This window comes from Streptacidiphilus sp. MAP12-20, assembly GCF_041262525.1.
In the GTDB taxonomy this organism is placed as follows: Bacteria; Actinomycetota; Actinomycetes; order Streptomycetales; family Streptomycetaceae; genus Streptacidiphilus.
The window spans coordinates 141,252-158,139 of sequence record NZ_JBGCCK010000010.1; the positions used below are offsets into that span (position 1 = coordinate 141,252).

Below are 16,888 nucleotides of genomic sequence, written 5' to 3' on the forward strand. Positions count from 1 at the left end.
GCGCGCCGAAGGACCACGAGTCCGAGCCACCGTCAGCCCGGCTGTCGACCCCGTCGCCGGGACTCACTGTGCCGGCCCGCGCACCGCTCGGACCTGCGCGTCGTCGCGGTCCCTGTCGCGGTCCCTGGCCCGGAACTTCCGCGCCGCACACTCCCCCGCCGTAGACTTCCCCGCCGCAACGGACACGCGCAGCTTTGCACGATGTCCGAAGGACGCCGGGTGCCGCGCACCCTGCCCGCCGGACGATCCCGCGAATGGCGGGCCGGCCACGCGGCGGTGGAGGGGATGGAGGTAGTCCGATGAGAGGCCACGACCGGCGCTCCGCAGCAGCCTGCCCCTGCCTCGCCGCACGCGAAATGCGCTACACCCCCGTCCGGGTCGTCGAGCTGGAACTGGACCGGCCGGAGGAGCTGCGCTCACCGGGCGGCCTCGGGCCGGTCGTCCCGTACGGACGCGTGTCGGCGCTGGTGCGGCTGCACGGACACCCGCTCGGACTGGTCCAGGCCACCGGCGCACCCGGCGATCCGGCCGGGCTCCGCCGCGCGCTGGTCGCCGCCGCCCATCGTGAACTCCGCCCCGTCAGCAATCCCCCGGTCGCGCGGCGCGAGGCCGCCCCGCTCGAGGCCGGCGAGGCACCGGGGATCAGCGTGGTCGTCGCCACGCACAACCGACCCGAGTCGCTCGGCCGCTGCCTGGACTCCTTGCTGCGGACCGGCTATCCGCGGCTCGAGGTGCTGGTGGTGGACAACACGCCCGGCGACGACGAGGTCAGGGAGTTGGTGCTGACCGGGTACCCGGCGCGGGTGCGCTATCTGCGCGAACCGCTGCCGGGTCTGGCCCGCGCCCACAACCGCGGCCTGGCCGCCGCGCACGGACCGCTGGTGGCCTTCACCGAGGACGCAGCCGTGGTCGACCCCGGGTGGCCCTGGGCCCTCGCAGCCGCCTTCGCAGCGGACCCGACCCTCGGCTGCGTGACCGGTCTCGTCCTGGCGGCCGAACTGGAGACCGCCGTGCAGGCCGCGCTGGAGGCTCGGCGGCAGGTGATGGGCTTCACCCCCCGTCGCTGGTCCTTGGACGAGCCCTCGGCCAGTCCGCTCTTCCCGTTCGTCGGCGCCCACTTCGGGACGGGAGCGAACATGGCCTTCCGGGCCGAACTGCTGCGGCGGCTGGGCGGATTCGACCCGGCCACGGGCACCGGCACCCACGCGCGGGGCGGCGACGACCTGCTCGCCTTCTTCCGGGTCCTGGTGGCCGGAGCCACGCTGGCCTACTCCCCCGACGCACTCGTCTGGCACCACCCCCGGCGTACCCGCGACGCCCTGCCGGCACAGGCCTACGGCTCCGGCGCCGGTTTCGGCGCCTATCTCGCGGCGGCCGTCGCCCACGAGCCGACGATGCTGCCGGTGCTGCTGCGCGGGGCTCAGCGCGGCGTCGGGCAGGCCCTCCGCCGTTCGCGCCGTTCGCCGGCGCCGAGTGCCGCCCTGAGCGCGCCGGGACTCGGGCTGGGGCTCGGCGTCGACGGGGCGCAGCTGACCCGGCTCGAGCTGCGCGGCATGGCCTACGGCCCGCTCGGCTACCTCTGTGGCGCGCTGCGCTGCCGGAGGGGGTGAGCCGCCATGACGTGCCTGCCGACCGGACCGCACGCGCTTCCGTCACGGTCGCAGGCGCGGCCGCGTCCGGGGCCGGGGCCTCGACCGACCGGCTCGGGGCGTGCCGAGCGGGCGACCGCCGCGCCTGCGGGCACCGGAGTCGAGGCGGAACCGGAACGCCGCGGCCCTCCCGGGGCAGGCCGCCGCGCTGCGGCGCGGGCGTCTCTCCGTCCAGCCCAGGGGGCGCCTCCGGCCGGAGGCCGGTGGAGCCTCGCCCGGCACCTCGCAGGGGGCACCTCCCGGCCGAAAGCTGGAGGATTGCCGAATCGCCCACGTACTACGGTCCAGTACGCGGCCGCTCAAGGGGGCGCCCCCTGCCGGGTCCTGGGCGCCGACGTGGGCGCGCAGGGCGGTGCCGGACCATGAACGCGGTTCCGATCCTGCTCTACCACTCCGTCACGGACGACCCGCCGGACTGGATCGCACCGCTCACAGTGACGCCGCGCGCCTTCGTCGAACAGCTGGACCGCCTCAGGGACGTCGGCGTCTCGGTAGTCCCGCTGCGGCGGCTGGTCTCCGCGATCCGGGGCGGAACACCGCTGCCACCCCGAGCGGCCGTGCTGACCTTCGACGACGGATTCGCGGACTTCTACTGGACCGTCGCCCCGCTGCTCGCCGCCCGCGAGATGCCGGTGACGCTCTTCGTCACCACCGGGGCCGTGCATCCGCCCGGCGGGCAGCCCACCGGCAGCCTACTGCCCCCGGCCGACATGCTGAACTGGCGTCAGATCGCGGGGCTGGACGCACTCGGCGTCGAGATCGGCGGTCACTCGCGCACGCACGCCGCGCTGGACACCCTGCCCGGCAAGCGCCTCTGTGAGGAGATCGTGCTGTGCAAGCAGGAGCTGGAGGACGCTCTCGGGCACAGCGCCTCCTGCTACGCGTACCCGCACGGATATCACGGCGCTGCCGTGCGCAGGAGGGTGCAACGGGCCGACTGGGACTGCGCCTGCGCTACGGGTAACGCGTTGAGCTCGACCTCCGACGACACCCTGCGGCTCGCCAGGCTGACGGTCCGCGCGGACACCTCGCCGGCCGTTTTCCAGTCCTGGTTGGAGGGTCGCGGGGCGCCGACCGCGCCGTTCCCCGAATCGCTGTCGATCCGCGGCTCGCGCGTCTACCGGCGGTTGGTGGCCAGGTTCGGCCGCGGCCTGCCTCACTGAACCAGCGGCACTGCTCGCGGGCGTTTCAGCGTCGCGAAGAGCGAGGCGGTCACCTCTTCACAGCCCGACGAGCACGAAGCCGGATGCCCCTGTCCGACTGGTCCGCCGTACACTGGCCGACCGGGGGGTGGTGACATGAGCGAGGATCAGGGCGGGCGCTCCGCGTCTCCTTGGCCGGAGCCGGTCCGGACGCCGGAGACGCTCACCCCGGGCTACGTCCTGTGCTATGAGTGCGACGGCCTGGGCTGGTGTCCGGCGTGCGGCGGCAGCGGGTGGGGGTCCGGCGCGTGGGGCCGCTGCCAGTTGTGCGGCCACGAGCAGGTCTGCCCGATCTGCCGGGGCAGCGGCGATCTGGCGGCCTCCCAGCTCTCGGAGTACCAGCGCAGGTACTACCCCGAGCTGGACTGACCCGACGCGCCACCAAGCCCGGAGTGCCGGCTGTCACCGGTAGATAGTCCCCGGTTCCGCCGTGCCCGGAGCGAGCAGCTGGGGAACGGTGACATTCTGACGCCCCGGCCACCGATCCGAGGCCACGGCCCGAACGGGTGGCTGATGCCGACGCGGCCACCCTGCGCGTCTAGGGTGGCGACCATGGTCGATGCCGATGATGTCCGCCGTATCGCGTTGTCCCTCCCGGAGACCGTGGAAAAGGAGGCGTGGAACATGCCCACGTTTCGGGTCGCCGGGAAGATGTTCGTCACGGTTCCCGACGACCAGACGTCATTCGCCGTGCGGTGTCCGAAGCATGATCGGGCGGAGTTGATCTCTGCGGAGCCACGGAAGTTCTGGGTGCCGCCGCATGAGGCGTCTTCCGCTTGGGTACGTGTGCGACTCGGCGCTCTGGAAGGCAGTGCCGAGCTGTACGACATTCTGGTGGACTCCTGGAAGCAGGCCGCACCCGAACGGCTCGTCGAGAACTTCAGCCCGGAAAGCCGGTGACTGGAGGTCAAGCGGACGCAGGAGCACATCCTTCCGCACGATCAGCTGGATTCGCCCCGCTGCAAGCGGCCGCTGGAGCGCTAAGATCCGGCCGCAATCAAGCCTTCCATTCATGGAACACCACTCCGTGCCGACGCACCCCCTGTGATGAGGCGTCGGAGTGACGGCCACGGCTTCGGCGGAGGGCCCCGTAACGCCGCCTCGGATCGGTCAGTCGGGCCGTTGTGCAGCACGCGCGGTGCCCCGTCGCGGTCGTCCCGGTCGGCTGAACGCCGACCCACGGCTCACTCCGCCGGATCGGCCACCCGCCAGCACACGCGAGGCCCGAAGGGGAGGTCAGTGGCTGTCGGAACCGCCCACGGCTCCGGTGAAGGGTAGGGCCAGCCACACGGCCTTGCCCGTGGTCGTGGCACGGGTTCCCCAGGCGGCGGACAGGGAGTCGATCAGCTGCAGACCCCGGCCCGACTCCTCGTCCGCCGTCGCGCGCCGGGCCTGCGGGAGGAACGGACTACCGTCGCTGACCTCGAGGCCGAGTTCACCGTGCGCCAGCCGGAGCCTCAGCCCGATCGGACCGCAAGCGTGGCGGACGGCGTTGGCGACGAGCTCCGACGCCAGCAGAACGGCGAGGTCGATGAGGTCCGGCGCGCAACCCCAGTCCGCCAGGCTCATGCGCAGGAACCGTCTCACCACACTGGCAGCGGAGGCGTCGCCCGGAAGCTCAGGCGAGTGGACCGTCAGGGCGGGCGGGGGGATCCGGGCGAGCAGAAGGGTGACGTCGTCGGCGTAGTCGTCGAGACCGGGCAGAAGAGCCGCCAGAATCTCGTCCGCCGCGCGGTCGAGGGTCGGCGCGGTGGGGACCAGCTTCTCCAGGGCGGTGCCGAGCGAGTCGATCTGGAGCTGGAGGTCCGTACCAGGGCTCTCGACCAGCCCGTCGGTGTAGAGGGCGAGTACCGAGCCGGGGACGACCGGCAGGGTCGCCTGGTGGTGCGGGACCTCCCCCACACCCAGCGGGACGCTGACCGGTACCGGCAGCGGACGGGCCAGGCCCTCCGGGTCGAGCAGCAGCACCGGCAGATGGCCTGCCGAGCAGACCGTCAGCTCGCCTCTGTCGGCGTCCAGTGTCAGGTAGCAGCAGGTGACCAACTGGTCCGGGAGCTCGGCCACCACGGCGTCCAGGGCCTGCATCAGCTGCCAGGGCGGCATCCCGGTCTTGGCCAGGGCGTGGGCGGCGGAACGCAGTTGGCCCATGACGGCGGCCGCGTCCAGGCCGCGTCCCATCACGTCGCCGATCAGCATGCCGATCCGGCCGCCGCCCAGCGGGATCAGGTCGAACCAGTCCCCGCCGACGCCGGCGCCCTGCCTGGCGGGCAGCCAGCGGGCGGCGGTGAGCACGCCCGGCACCGGCGGCGGCGAGCCCATCAGGCTGCGCTGGAGGGTCAGCGCGACGTGCCGCTGCTCTTCGTAGAGCCGCGCCAACGCGGCTTCGGTGGCCTTGCGGTCGCTGACGTCGCGGATGGCGGCGGAGAGCAGCGTGCCCTCGGCGGTCTCCAAGGGGCTGAGGCTGATCTCGACCGGGAATTCCTCCCCGTTCTTGCGCAGCCCGAACAGATCGAGGCCCGCGCCCATCGGCCGGACCCTGCGGTCGGCGACGTAGGCGCTCCGGTGGCCGACGTGAGCTCCCCGGAAGCGGCCCGGCACCAACACCTCGACCGGCCGACCGAGGAGTTCCTCGCGCCCGTAGCCGAACAACGCCTCGGTCTGCGCGTTGACCAGAGCGATGAGCCCGTCCCGGCCGCAGATCACCATGGCGTCGGGCGCTGCTTCCAGCAGCGCTCGGAAGGTCTTCTCCGTCGTGGTACGCACCGCGCCGCCTTTGCTCGACCCCACCCCGGCCCCGGAAGGTGTCATTCCAGCACGACCGGCGGTCGCATATGCCGCTATGTCAGGTATTCAATGTTTCTGACCACGTCATGACCGAAGTCGAGAACTCGACGATCCGCTGCGGTCGACCAGCCCTCATCACCACGCACTGCCGCGCACTCGAACTAGGCTGGGCCGTGGCACCAATCCATGGAGAGGTGCTGACTCATGGACACATCGCTCGGACTGACCGAACAACAATACGAATCTCTGAAGCGGATCCGCCAACGCGAGGACGCGGACTTCCGCGCACGGGTCCCGCAGTCGCTGGCCCTCGGCGCGAAGGCACGCGAGTGCATGCCCAGCGGCGTGCCCATGGCCTGGATGGCCGGTTTCTACCGGACCCCGACCGTGTGGGTCTCCCACGGCCACGGAGCGACGTTCACGGATGTCGACGGCAACAGCTACCTCGACTTCAACGTCGGCGACATGTCGACCGTCCTCGGCTACGCACACCCCCGGCTGGCCCAGGTCATCGGTGAGCAGGCCGCACGCGCCGTACAGAGCTTCCTGCCGGTCGAGCCGGCGCTGGGAGTATGCGAGCAGCTGCGACTGCGCTTCGGGCTTCCGCAGTGGCAGTTCACCCTCTCCGCGACGACCGCCAACAGCGAGGCCCTCAGGATTGCCCGGGTGGCCACCGGCCGCCAGGGCGTTCTGCTGTTCGGTGGGAAGTACCACGGTCAGCTCCAGGAGACCCTTTGGGCCGACGCAGGGGCCGGTTGGCTCCTGCCGGAGGCGACCGGCCTGGGCGCGGCGCCGCGTGATCTCGCGGTGGTGGAGTTCAACGACCTCGATGCGGTCGAGCGGGTGCTGAGCAAGGAAAGGACGGCAGCCGTCCTGACCGAGGGCGTGCTGACCAACTGCGGGACCGTGCTGCCCGACGCCGACTTCCTGCACGGACTGCGCGAGGCGTGCACGCTGTACGGCACGCTCCTGGTGTTGGACGAGACCCACACCCAGTTCGACCTCTACGGAGGAACGGTCACTCATTACGGCATCTCGCCCGACATGGTCACCGGCGGCAAGGGCATCGGTGGCGGCATCCCCATCGGCACCGTGGGCATGACCCGTGAACTGGCCTCGCTGGTCGAGTCGAATCTCGGGGACGAAACCGGTGCGACGGTCGGAATCGCCCTGGGTGGCACGCTGTTCGCCAACGCCCTGTCGCTCGTCTGCGCCGAGGTCGTCCTGACCGAGTTGATGACCCCGGCCGAGCACCACCGGATCGCACGACTCGGCGGGCGCCTGTCGGACGGCATCGAATCCGCCGCACGGGAACGCGGGCTGGAGTGGCGGGCCCACAGGTTCGGTGCTCGCTCCGGCTACTGCCTGCTGCCCGAGCTGCCCCGGAACGCGCACGAGGCCCATGCCGGCTTCGACCCGCTGTTCACCGACACTCGTCGGGTGTTCTTCGCCAATCGGGGTGTGTGGGACGCCATTTCCTCGTCCGGCCCCCACGCGGGCTTCGCGCACGACGCCGCCGACGTCGACGTCTATCTCGGGGTCCTCGACGCCTTCCTGGACGAGATGTGCTCGCGTTGAGATGAGCTGATCGTCACGCACACGCGTGGTGCCCGGCGATCTGTCGCAGGTGACCAACCATCAGCGGGCCGAGCAGCAGGGACGCCGGCTGTCCAGCACCGGGAGCGCGCTGATCCGGTGCTCGTCAAGCAGGCGGACCAGGTCCGTAGGCCCGAAGGTCAGGCGGTCGTCGGGTCAGACCGTCGTCGGCAGCGGCACGCGCCAGACCAGGCGGGTGCCACCGCTGGAGCCGGGCTCGACGAGGAGCGTGCCGCCGCTTCTGGCGGCGCGCTCCTCCAGATTCACCAGTCCGCTGCGGCGGCCGTCCGCGGACAGCCCCACGCCGTTGTCAGTCACGGTCAGCACGACCTCGGGAGCCGCGCCGCCGGTCACCTTCGCGGAGACCTCGATGGCTCGGGCGGCCGCGTGCCGCGAGGCGTTGCTCAGCGCCTCCTCCAGCACGGCCAGTACGTCCTCGGCGATGTCGAGAGGGACATCGGTGTCCAGCAGGCCTTCGAGTCGCAGCGAGGGCGTGAAGCCAAGCGTGGGGATGAACCGGCCCACCACGTCCACCAGCCGCGCGCGCAGCCCAGACGCCTCCTGCGCGGAGCCGCGGGAACGCAGGCCGAAGATCGAAGTACGGATGATCTTCACGGTCTCGTCGAGGTCGTCCACCGCCCGCGCGATGCGCTCGGCGGCCTGGGGGTGGGTGACGAAGCGCTGGGCACTCTGCAGCGTCATACCCGTGGCGAAGATCCGCTGAATGGCCAGGTCGTGCAGGTCACGGGCGATCCGGTCGTGATCCTCCAGCATCACCAGTTGCTCGGCTTCGCGGCGACGTACGGCCAGCTCCAGCGCGACCGCCGCCTGGTCGGCGAAAGTCTGCAGCGGCATGGCGTCGGCGGCCGCGAAGGGGTAGGCACCTTGTCGGCGGGCGAGCATCAGCACCCCGCGCGGACCGCCCACGGCCCGGCCCATCGGCACCGCCACGGCCGCCCCCAGCCCCTCCCAACGCGGCGGGCCTGCGGTGATCCGCGGGTCCTTGCTGACGTCCGTGCTGGTGACGGCCTGCGCCTCGGTGAAGGCGGCGCCCATGAATGACCCTTCCAGCGGCAGCAGCAGACCACGGTGCAGCTCCGCGTCCAGACCCTCGGCGAGCTGGACGGCCAGCTCGGTGCCCTCGGCCGTGGACAGCGGGAGTGCGATCACGCCGAGGTCCGCCTCCAGGATGTCCAGCGAGGCCTCAACCAGTTCCCCGAGCACGTCCACCTCGGAGCTCCCGGAGAGCAACTTGCTGGTGATCTCCCCGCTGGCCTGCAGCCAGCGCTCACGCAGGCGCGCGTCCCTGTACAGGCGCGCGTTGTCGATGGCGACGCCGGCGGCGACGGCGAGGGTCTGCAGCACCGACTCGTCCTCGGCGTCGAACTGGCCGCCGCCGCGCTTCTCGGTGAGGTACAGGTTGCCGAAGACCTCGCCACGCACCCGGATCGGCACCCCGACGAAGCTGTACATCGGCGGATGGTTGGCAGGGAAGCCGACCGAGGCGGGGTGCTCGGAGATGTCGCGCAGGCGCAGCGGTGCCGGGTGCCTGATCAGCTCACCCAGGATGCCGTGCCCGGTCGGGAACGGCCCGATCTCCGCGACCTGCTCGGCGCTCAGCCCCACCGTGAGGAACTTCGCCAGCATCCGGTCTTCACCGATCACCCCGAGCGCCCCGAAGCGCGCGTCCACCAGGGTCGTCGCCGACTCGACGATCTGCTGCAGCGCCTGGTCCAGGTCCAGCTCGCGGCCGACCGACAGCACGGCCTCCAACAGCGAGTGCACACGGTCCCGAGTGCCGCGGGCCAGGTCGAGCCTTGACTGCAGCTCCTCCAGCAGCTGGTCGAGCCGTAGCTCGGGCAGCCCCGGCAACCCCTTGCTCGACTCCGACACCGAATCCTCCGGCACAGGCCCTCCACCCCACTGGCTTTTCGACCTTTTCCCCGGTCAGAGCCACGGTATCGAGCCTGCGGCGTCTGCGCGACCATACCCTTGGCTCAGGCCGGGCAGACCCCGGTGAGTGCGGTCTCCAGCGCCCGGAAGGCGGCGCGCGGGTCAGCCGACTCACCACGGTGCTCACGCTGATCTCGGGCGCGAACGCGCTCCCTCGTGGATCTGGTTCGCCGTGCGACGCCTGGCCGGCCGCTACTGGCTGACGGACCGTCACCATCAGCGGTGCGGACACGGAGCGCCACGGGGCCAGGCGTAGGGGGCGGTGAGCCGGTAGACCCCGGCGCCGGACGCGCGCAGGCTGGTCCAGGCTCCGTCCTGGGCCAGGCAGGCGCTCGCCGGGCCGCTTACGGCGAGCCAGGGCGACCAGGCGACGCGTAGACGCACCGTCGCCGCTGCTGGAAGAGCCACCTCGAGATCGGCCACGCCGGCGTGCTGGACGCGCGCGGGCGGGTCGCCGAGCGGTAGCGGGTCGGCGACGCGGAACAGCTGCCAGTGCGGGTTCCGCCACACCTCGCTCAGCCAGCCGGGGTGGGACTCGATCACGGCGGACTCCGTGTCGGCGGCGGGATCGAGCGGAGCCGTCGGCAGCACGACATAGCGGACCGCCCAGCGCCGCAACCAGGCGTGGTAGTCGGCCGCGCTGAGCGTGGCGGTGTAGAAGAGGGGGTTGCGCTGGACATCCAGTTGCCTGTTCCAGCCGCGGGCCAGGACCGCCGACCCGACCAGGTCCCAGGCCTCCCCGTGGTTGAGCATCGGCACGGCCTCCAAGCGGGCCTGGTCGGCGTGGAGTTGCCGCAGTTCGGCCACGAGCGGGCCCGCCTCCCGGGGCGGCGACGGTGCGGGCAGGCCGACGAGATCCGCGGCGATCAGCCAGTAGCCGCACGCGGCGAACGCCACCAGCAGGGCAACCGTGCGGCGGCGGGACTGTTGCGCTCCGGCCGGCGCCGCACGCAGCAGAACGGCCAGCAGCACGACGCTGGCGAAGACCAGCGCCAGACGTCCCACATTGCCGCCGATGGGCGTCGGGACCATCCAGCACAGGGCGGCGCCCACCGCGTAGACGGCCGACCCGATCCGGACCGTCCGCCAGGACCGGGGGCAGAGCCATCCGACTGCGAGAGCGGAGGCAAGGGTGAACGCCACGGTGGACACCGTGATCGGGTCGACGCCGCTGGACGGGAACAGCAGCGTCGTGGCCACCACGGTCAGCGGCGGCGGCAGGGCGAGCGCCCAGCCGGTGCGCCACCGCCTGGTCAGGAGCAGAGCCGCCGCCACGACCTCCAGGAACAGACCCGCCAGCGGACTGGCCACCGTCGCGAGCAGCGCCGCCGTGGCGCAACCCGCGACGCGCCACCAGCCGGCGGAACCTTCGGCGGTGGCCGCCACGAGCGCCGCGAGCGCGAAGGCAATGCCAAGCGCGAAGGACACCCGACCGGCGGCGACGTTGCACACCAGCGCCAGAGCACCCCACAACGCCAGCAGCGTCGGATGCCGCACGGGGGCCCGCACTGCGAGCACCGCGAGAAGTGACGCCGCGACAGCCAGTGCGGCTAGCGCGGCCCCGCGTACCCCGAGCACCGCCATCAGATACGGCGCCAGCAGGCTGTAGGAGGCGGGGGACATGCCGCCGTACCAGGCCAGATCGTAGGCCGAGCCCGGGTGGTCGGCCGCGAAACCCGCCCAGGCCAGCTGCGCGGCCAGGTCACCGCTGGCACTCGCCCAGAAGCGCGCCCAGAGCACCCCGAGCACCACGGCGAACACCACGGCCGCCCAGACCGGGCGATGGTTCCGGCCGGTCACGCCGGCCGGCGCGGCTGACGCCATGACGTTCGGCTCCCCCGTTGCGCTCAGGACATGAACTTGCCGAGCAGCTTCTCGCAGCGCGTACCCCGCACACGGCCAGCGCACCTGGTACGCCGCAGACGCCCCCCGCATGGCCGACCGCTCGGAGCGCCCCGGGCGTCCGGCTCACCCTGGCGGACGGCTCAGTCCGCGCGGCGAGCCGTGCCCAGGATGTGCGCGGAGGCGGGGGTGGGCGGACTGCCGCTCGGCCCGCCGTCTGCGGGATGATGGGACCGTTCGGCCCTATCGAAGGTCCCAGGCGTCCGGGCATGATCCGGATCACCGAGGCGTGATGCTGCGCGCGGGCCAAGGAACAGGGGAAGTGGAATGACTGGCGACACTTCGGGCGCTGAGGGTATGAGCACCATTCGGGTCTTCCTCCTCGACGACCACGAGGTCGTCCGTCGCGGCGTGCACGACCTCCTCGACGCCGAGCCCGGCATCGAGGTCGTCGGCGAAGGCGCCACCGTCGCCCAGGCGCTCGCACGCGTGCCGGCTCTCCGTCCGGACGTGGCGGTGTTGGACGTGCGGCTCCCGGACGGCGACGGCGTCACCGTCTGCCGCGAGCTGCGCTCGCAGCTGCCCGAGCTCGCCTGCCTGATGCTCACCTCGTTCGACGACGAGGACGCACTGCTCGACGCCATCATGGCGGGCGCCTCCGGCTACGTGCTCAAACAGATCAGCGGAACCGACCTCATCTCGGCTGTGCGCACGGTCGGCTCCGGCCAGTCGATGCTGGACTCCGGCGCCGCCACCCGGCTGATGGCCCGCCTACGCGGCCAGGCGAGCGAGGCGCCGCATCAGCCCGACGCGCTGGCCGAGCTGACGGACCGCGAGCGCGACATCCTGGCGCTGATCGGCGAGGGATTGACCAATCGCCAGATCGGTCAGCGCCTCTTCCTTGCCGAGAAGACGGTCAAGAACCACATCTCCCGGATGCTGGCCAAGCTCGGCGTGGAACGCCGGGTCCAGGCAGCCGTGATCGCCTCCCAGGCGTTGACCCGGGCCGAGGGCGAGCATGGCCGCGGCAGGCACTGACCGATCGGGGCCGACCGGCACGACGCCCCGGGCCGTTCGCCCCTCGCGGCCCGTCCATCCCTCGGCGACGATCGAAGCATGACCATGCAAGTGGAGTACCTGGACGAGGGCAGCGCGCTGAGCCTGATGGCCTGCGTGTCGACGGGGCGTGTCATTTACACGATCGCCGCCATGCCTGCTGTCTGGCCGCTCCCCTTCCGCCTCGACCCGGAGGCCGGAGTGGTGCTGCGCACCGACGCCAGGTCGGGGCTCGCCGAGTCCGTGGACGGCACCCTGGTCGCCTTCGAGGCCGATGAGCTCACCGGCCCGGACGGCGCCGGCTGGTGCGTCACGCTACTGGGCCGCGCCGTCGTCGCCCTGGCGGACGGCCACGCCGAGATCCACATCCTGCCCGAGGTGGTGCACGGACGCCGCCTTGGCCCGAACGGCAGCTGAGCCGGGCATCTCGCTGGCCAGGCTGCCCGGAGTCGCCGGACCCATCGAGCGCCAGAGAAACCGCGACGCCGTCGACTCCGAGGACCTGGGCGCTCTCCCTGGGCAGTTCCTCGGTCGGCTGCAACCGCAGCAGTTCCAAAAGCTCAAGACTGATCATCGGACTCGGCCGTGTCACAGAAGGGCTGCGCCAGGTGGACCCGTACAGCGCCCCCTTGCCTCGTCAGTCACGGCAGCCGGAAGCAGCCACTGCCCACCCGAGGGCCGAATCCGTCGATCCGGCGCGTTCTTCCGCCTTGGCGTGGCCCGCACCAACCGGCAGGCAGTGCGGGCCACGTGCCGCCGCATCCCCCACATTCCCCTGGGCGGCGGCCGGACGCGAGTCCGTGCGGCATCCCCACGCCGCCAGGACCGCGCAGTTCAGGACACGCCGACCCGGGTGGGCGCAGTGCCGTCTGTTCCGAGGGGCGATGGCCGTGCAGCAGTAGGCAGTCCTTGCGGAGCATCGCGGGAAGCCATCGAGGTACCACCAGCCTTCCCGGGCAGCCATGGGGCGAGTTGAACGCCGGCGGCCGGGGGCTGGGGCAGCCCCACCAGCGTAGGCCAGGAGCCCGCGAATCGACAGAGCAAGGACAACACCCCTCCAGCTCCAGAAGCACGCCTCGGCACGCGCGAATCACTCCATTGCGTAGCCGAGAAGCTGTGCCTGCACGCGTCCCTCCCGAAGCCCTGTCCTCGATGCGACCGACGCCACGACCGGATCGGACGGCCATCTGCTCCAGGGGCGATGCGCGCGGTGCACTGCGTGCACTCTCAGAGCAGTCGGCAGCGGAGAACAGCCGGCTGCCCGCCAGGACCGGAACCAGCGCGCCTGCCGGATCTCCGAGACGCCCGACAACGGACTCCAAACAAGATGAGGCGAGTGCATAGCCTGCCGCCAGAGGATCTCTTTCACATCGATTCCGGCTGTTCGTCATGATCTGTCATCGTTCTGGGCGCTGCGTTTGAGGTTCCCGCGGGGCAAGGTTCTAGGTTCAGGACATGGTGGATGGACCTGAGCTGATTACGGTCGGTCAGCTGGCACGCCGTGTCGGCCTGACCGCGAAGGCGCTGCGGCACTACGACCGTGTGGGACTGCTGGCGCCCGCCGCGGTCGACCCCGACACGGGCTACCGGCTCTACAGCGCCGAGCAGGTCGCGCCCGCGCGGCTGGTGCGGCTCCTCCGCTCGGTCGACGTCCCGCTGGAGCAAGTGCGCGCGTGTCTGGTCGAGCCGGACGACGAGGCCGCGATCAAGCAGGTCCTGATCCAGCACCGGCGCCGACTCCAGTCACGCCTGGACCGGGTCCGGGGCGACCTCCACCGCACCGACCACCTCATCGAGGACGGAGTCACCACAGCGATGACCGACCAGGACACGCAGAACACGGCCGGTGCGACGGGCGACGAGCGGCAAATTGCCGTCGACCTGTTCAACGGGGTATGGCGACTGCTGGAGAAGGAGGACCGCAGCGTCGAGGAGGACGACCGGATGCTGCACATGGCGCACGCTTCGCGCTACCACTGGGGCCAGGTCGGCGCCCCGGCGAACCTCAGCCGCGGCGAGTGGCAGTGCTCACGGGTCTACTCCGTGCTGGGTCGGGCCGAGCCCGCCCTGCACCACGCCAGACGGGGCCTGGAGATCTGCCAGGCCCACGGCATCGGGGACTGGGACCTGGCCTACGCCTACGAGTCCCTCGCCCGAGCCCACGCGGTGGCCGGCGACAAGGACCAGGCCCGTACCTGGACCGAGCAGGCCCTGGCCGCCGCCGAGGACATCGCCCAGGACGAGGACCGCGAACTGGTCCTCACCGACCTGGAGGCCATCCCCGCCCAACCGCGGTTCTGGTGACCCGCCCGCGCCCCCACCCGTGACCTGAAGGAACGACAGCCATGGCCAGCACCACCCCCGCCCTTCCCGCCGAGACCGACCTGGGGCAGTTGCGCAACCAGGCCAAGGACCTGCGCCGGGCCGTCCAGCACGGCAAGCCCGGCGCCGTCGAGCGCACGGCCACGACCGGCCGGGTGGACCCGGCCCGGTTCTCGATACGCGATGCGCAGCACGTCATCGCCCGCGAGCACGGCTTCGCCCGCTGGCAGGACCTGGTCTCCGCGTTCGGCAACCGGCAACCGCGTGAGCGCGATCTCCACCGCTGGTTCGCCGTCGAGCTCAACAACGCGCTCGGGGACCTGCTCTTCGACCTCACCCCCGACACCCCGCGCGCAGAGCAGGACCGCGCCCTCTACCAGGCCTACGCAGCGTGCTACCACTGGCTGGAGGCAGGCACCCCGGCCAACCACGGCCGCAGCGAGTACAGCATCGCCCAGACAGCGCTGGCCATCGGCCGCCCCCAGATCGCCGCCCACCACGCCCCGCGCTACGCAGAGCTGATCGCCGAGCACCCCGACGACTTCACCGACTGGGACCGGGCCCTCGCCACCGAGATCCGGGCCCGGACGGCCGCCGCCACCGGCTCACCGGACGCGCGGGAACTCAAAGCCCAGGCCCAATCCCTCACCGACCACATCGCCGACCCCGACGCCCGCGAGGTCGTACAGGACCGCCTCGACCGCGGCCCCTGGTTCGCGCTGGAAGGGCAGCCTGAAGCCACGGACCCGATGGGATGACGATCCGTCAGTCGGCGTTCTCCTCACCGACATGAGAGGGGAACTGTGCCGGGTACTGGGGCGAGCGCACGCATGGGATTTCAGCCCTAGGGCCGTCCTGCCGCTGGCGTCGTTCGCTTGCACCCATCAACTCCGGCGGGCGCAACAGCCTTTCGCTGGACGCCGACGTCCAGGCCGCCTTGCTCCTCTCCACCCGCAAGCCCACCCGCGCCGCGGCCCGCCGCGCGCGTGTCACACCGCTGCGCCCCGTCAGGCCGCCCGATGGCCGTGGCGGTGCCGGGGCAGCATGGACAGTTCGCCGCCGATCTGGTCGGCGTAGGCGTCGATCTGGTCGCGGTTTCGGAAGTCGCCGCCGTGGCCGCCCTCGACCAGGGTGTGCGCGAGCCAGCCGCGGGAGTCCGGGGCCAGCCGGCCGCCGAAGATGGCGTGGTCGCGGGCGAGGAGACGGCGGGAGGCGCGGTCCGCGCTCTTCGTGATGACGATTTCACCCTCGGTCGCCGAGTCGTCCAGCGGTCCGCTGCTGAAGGTCCACACCCAGCAGTTCGCCAGTTCGTGCTGGTGGCGGCGGGCGAAGCGGGACGCGGCGCGCAGCCAGCGGCCCTCGTAGAGGGCGGAGCCGAGTACCAGAGCGTCGTAACCGGCCGGGTCGAGCGTGTCGCTCGCCTCCGCCACGTCGACCTCGCACGGCTCGTCCTGCGTGCGCAGCCGGTCGGCGATCCACTCGGCGATCTCGGCCGTCGCGCCGCTGCGGCTCGCGTAGGCAACCAGGATGCGGCGGGGGTCCGGGGTCGTGTCGGGGGCGGTCATGATGCCATCTCCTTGGGCGCTCCAGGGCGGAGCGTGTCGTCGATCTCCCAGCGCACGGTCTCGGCGAGGTCCACCACGCCCTCGACCTGGCGGACCCGGGCCACCAGGCGCTCGGCCTGGGTGCGCAGCGAGGTCCGGGCGTCGAGCTGCACCCGCCCGCGTTCGCAGGCGACCCGCAGGGTGGCGGCCTTGACGCCGAAGTCGTAGCCGAGGGCCACCTCGGTGACCTCGCCCGCTATCTCTGCGTCGGTGCGGCGCAGGGCGTCGAGCAGGTCGTTCATGGTGACGAGTCCGACCAGCGCGTGGTGCTCGTCGACGACGGGCAGTTGGTGGATGTGGTGGCGCAGCGCGAGCAGGGCCGCGTGGGCGGCGGTGTCCTGCGGGCCGACGCTGCACACCGGGGTGGTCATCAGCTCCCCCGCGGTGACCGCCTGGGCCCGGCGGCGGATCGCGCGCACACGTCGGGTCTCGAACATCGACGGCTCCGGCAGGTCGCTGGCGGCGAGCTTGGCCAGCAGGTCGGGGGCGCAGACCATGCCCATGACCCGGCCCTCGTCGTCGACCACCGGCAGGTCGTCGTGCCCGGTGCGGCGCAGTGCCGCCAGGACGGTGACGAAGTCGGCGTCGGGCTGGACCGCGATCACTTGGCGGGTCATCAGCTGTTCGACGCGGCGGTGGTGCGGCAACGCGGCGTCGGGCCGAGCACGGTCCCGCGTGCCCCGGTTCACAGTCCTGGTCATGGCCTCCAGCCTCCTTCGGACGGCTCCGCTGCTTCTGTCTCCACGGTGCGCCGGATCGGTCACCCGTGTCCTGGGCCGGCCGCCCCCGCTGTCTGGGCCGACCGGCCCCGATCAACCTTAGGTCGACTCGATCAGCAGCACGTCGGCGCCGGAGAAGGGCTCGGGCGGCAGCAGCAGCC

At 71.8% G+C, this 16,888-nt stretch carries 14 protein-coding genes and 1 pseudogene; 10 read left to right on the forward strand and 5 right to left on the reverse strand.

What is annotated here, in order from left to right:
- The first annotated feature begins 299 nt into the window (after nt 1-299).
- The 5 genes and pseudogenes from ABIA32_RS15955 to ABIA32_RS15975 all read left to right on the forward strand — a co-directional run.
- The gene (locus ABIA32_RS15955; RefSeq protein WP_370095428.1) at nt 300-1,610 is read left to right on the forward strand and encodes a glycosyltransferase family 2 protein; all 1,311 of its coding nucleotides are present in this window, start codon (nt 300-302) and stop codon (nt 1,608-1,610) included.
- Between the two features lie 401 nt (nt 1,611-2,011).
- Nucleotides 2,012-2,812 (forward strand): polysaccharide deacetylase family protein, encoded by an 801-nt coding sequence (locus ABIA32_RS15960; RefSeq protein WP_370095430.1) that lies wholly within the window; start codon nt 2,012-2,014, stop codon nt 2,810-2,812.
- Nucleotides 2,813-2,947: 135 nt separating this feature from the next.
- A complete protein-coding gene (locus ABIA32_RS15965; protein ID WP_370095432.1) occupies nt 2,948-3,220 on the forward strand; it encodes a hypothetical protein in 273 nt (90 codons plus the stop codon).
- Between the two features lie 183 nt (nt 3,221-3,403).
- Entirely contained in the window at nt 3,404-3,751 is a 348-nt protein-coding gene (locus ABIA32_RS15970; RefSeq protein ID WP_370095435.1) for an MmcQ/YjbR family DNA-binding protein, read from the forward strand.
- A gap of 203 nt (nt 3,752-3,954) precedes the next feature.
- Nucleotides 3,955-4,020: pseudogene (locus tag ABIA32_RS15975) on the forward strand (hypothetical protein); the annotation flags it as partial.
- A 67-nt stretch (nt 4,021-4,087) separates the two neighbouring features.
- Here the strand turns inward: ABIA32_RS15975 and ABIA32_RS15980 are convergent.
- Nucleotides 4,088-5,614 carry a SpoIIE family protein phosphatase gene (locus ABIA32_RS15980; protein ID WP_370095436.1) on the reverse strand — a complete coding sequence of 509 codons (1,527 nt, stop codon included), beginning with the start codon at nt 5,612-5,614 and terminating at the stop codon, nt 4,088-4,090.
- Between the two features lie 225 nt (nt 5,615-5,839).
- Between ABIA32_RS15980 and ABIA32_RS15985 the strand changes: the two genes are divergently transcribed.
- Complete coding sequence (locus ABIA32_RS15985) at nt 5,840-7,213, forward strand: aminotransferase class III-fold pyridoxal phosphate-dependent enzyme (protein ID WP_370095439.1); 1,374 nt, start codon at nt 5,840-5,842, stop codon at nt 7,211-7,213.
- A 174-nt stretch (nt 7,214-7,387) separates the two neighbouring features.
- Here ABIA32_RS15985 and ABIA32_RS15990 read toward each other — a convergent pair whose 3' ends face one another.
- Both ABIA32_RS15990 and ABIA32_RS15995 read right to left on the reverse strand, forming a co-directional pair.
- On the reverse strand, nt 7,388-9,124 hold the full coding sequence (locus tag ABIA32_RS15990) for a GAF domain-containing protein (protein WP_370095440.1): 1,737 nt from the start codon (nt 9,122-9,124) through the stop codon (nt 7,388-7,390).
- A 276-nt stretch (nt 9,125-9,400) separates the two neighbouring features.
- Nucleotides 9,401-11,008, reverse strand: a complete 1,608-nt coding sequence (locus tag ABIA32_RS15995; protein ID WP_370095442.1) for an MFS transporter — start codon at nt 11,006-11,008, stop codon at nt 9,401-9,403.
- Between the two features lie 375 nt (nt 11,009-11,383).
- On the opposite strand from ABIA32_RS15995, the gene ABIA32_RS16000 reads away from it, so the two are divergent.
- The 4 genes from ABIA32_RS16000 to ABIA32_RS16015 all read left to right on the forward strand — a co-directional run bounded on the left by ABIA32_RS16000 (nt 11,384) and on the right by ABIA32_RS16015 (nt 15,162).
- The gene (locus tag ABIA32_RS16000; RefSeq protein ID WP_370095445.1) at nt 11,384-12,064 is read left to right on the forward strand and encodes a response regulator; all 681 of its coding nucleotides are present in this window, start codon (nt 11,384-11,386) and stop codon (nt 12,062-12,064) included.
- Between the two features lie 78 nt (nt 12,065-12,142).
- Nucleotides 12,143-12,499 (forward strand): pyridoxamine 5'-phosphate oxidase family protein, encoded by a 357-nt coding sequence (locus ABIA32_RS16005; RefSeq protein ID WP_370095447.1) that lies wholly within the window; start codon nt 12,143-12,145, stop codon nt 12,497-12,499.
- 1,038 nt (nt 12,500-13,537) lie between these two features.
- Entirely contained in the window at nt 13,538-14,386 is an 849-nt protein-coding gene (locus ABIA32_RS16010) for a MerR family transcriptional regulator (RefSeq protein WP_370095450.1), read from the forward strand.
- A gap of 41 nt (nt 14,387-14,427) precedes the next feature.
- Nucleotides 14,428-15,162: a hypothetical protein gene (locus ABIA32_RS16015; RefSeq protein ID WP_370095453.1), complete on the forward strand. Its 735-nt coding sequence runs from the start codon at nt 14,428-14,430 to the stop codon at nt 15,160-15,162.
- Between the two features lie 249 nt (nt 15,163-15,411).
- Here ABIA32_RS16015 and ABIA32_RS16020 read toward each other — a convergent pair whose 3' ends face one another.
- The gene (locus ABIA32_RS16020) at nt 15,412-15,969 is read right to left on the reverse strand and encodes a flavodoxin domain-containing protein (protein WP_370095455.1); all 558 of its coding nucleotides are present in this window, start codon (nt 15,967-15,969) and stop codon (nt 15,412-15,414) included.
- Nucleotides 15,966-16,709: a CBS domain-containing protein gene (locus ABIA32_RS16025; RefSeq protein ID WP_370095458.1), complete on the reverse strand. Its 744-nt coding sequence runs from the start codon at nt 16,707-16,709 to the stop codon at nt 15,966-15,968. The genes ABIA32_RS16020 and ABIA32_RS16025 overlap by 4 nt, the downstream gene beginning before the upstream one ends.
- Nucleotides 16,710-16,888 lie beyond the last annotated feature (179 nt).

Excerpts from the sequence above, each read along its gene's own strand:
- ABIA32_RS15955 (WP_370095428.1), top strand. The coding sequence starts at position 300 with ATGAGAGGCCACGACCGGCGCTCCGCAGCAGCCTGCCCCTGCCTCGCC.
- ABIA32_RS16005 (WP_370095447.1), top strand. The coding sequence starts at position 12,143 with ATGACCATGCAAGTGGAGTACCTGGACGAGGGCAGCGCGCTGAGCCTG.
- ABIA32_RS15960 (WP_370095430.1), top strand. The coding sequence starts at position 2,012 with ATGAACGCGGTTCCGATCCTGCTCTACCACTCCGTCACGGACGACCCG.
- ABIA32_RS16015 (WP_370095453.1), top strand. The coding sequence starts at position 14,428 with ATGGCCAGCACCACCCCCGCCCTTCCCGCCGAGACCGACCTGGGGCAG.
- ABIA32_RS15970 (WP_370095435.1), top strand. The coding sequence starts at position 3,404 with ATGGTCGATGCCGATGATGTCCGCCGTATCGCGTTGTCCCTCCCGGAG.
- ABIA32_RS16025 (WP_370095458.1), bottom strand. The coding sequence starts at position 16,709 with ATGACCAGGACTGTGAACCGGGGCACGCGGGACCGTGCTCGGCCCGAC.
- ABIA32_RS15985 (WP_370095439.1), top strand. The coding sequence starts at position 5,840 with ATGGACACATCGCTCGGACTGACCGAACAACAATACGAATCTCTGAAG.
- ABIA32_RS16020 (WP_370095455.1), bottom strand. The coding sequence starts at position 15,969 with ATGACCGCCCCCGACACGACCCCGGACCCCCGCCGCATCCTGGTTGCC.
- ABIA32_RS16000 (WP_370095445.1), top strand. The coding sequence starts at position 11,384 with ATGAGCACCATTCGGGTCTTCCTCCTCGACGACCACGAGGTCGTCCGT.
- ABIA32_RS15995 (WP_370095442.1), bottom strand. The coding sequence starts at position 11,008 with ATGGCGTCAGCCGCGCCGGCCGGCGTGACCGGCCGGAACCATCGCCCG.
- ABIA32_RS16010 (WP_370095450.1), top strand. The coding sequence starts at position 13,538 with ATGGTGGATGGACCTGAGCTGATTACGGTCGGTCAGCTGGCACGCCGT.
- ABIA32_RS15965 (WP_370095432.1), top strand. The coding sequence starts at position 2,948 with ATGAGCGAGGATCAGGGCGGGCGCTCCGCGTCTCCTTGGCCGGAGCCG.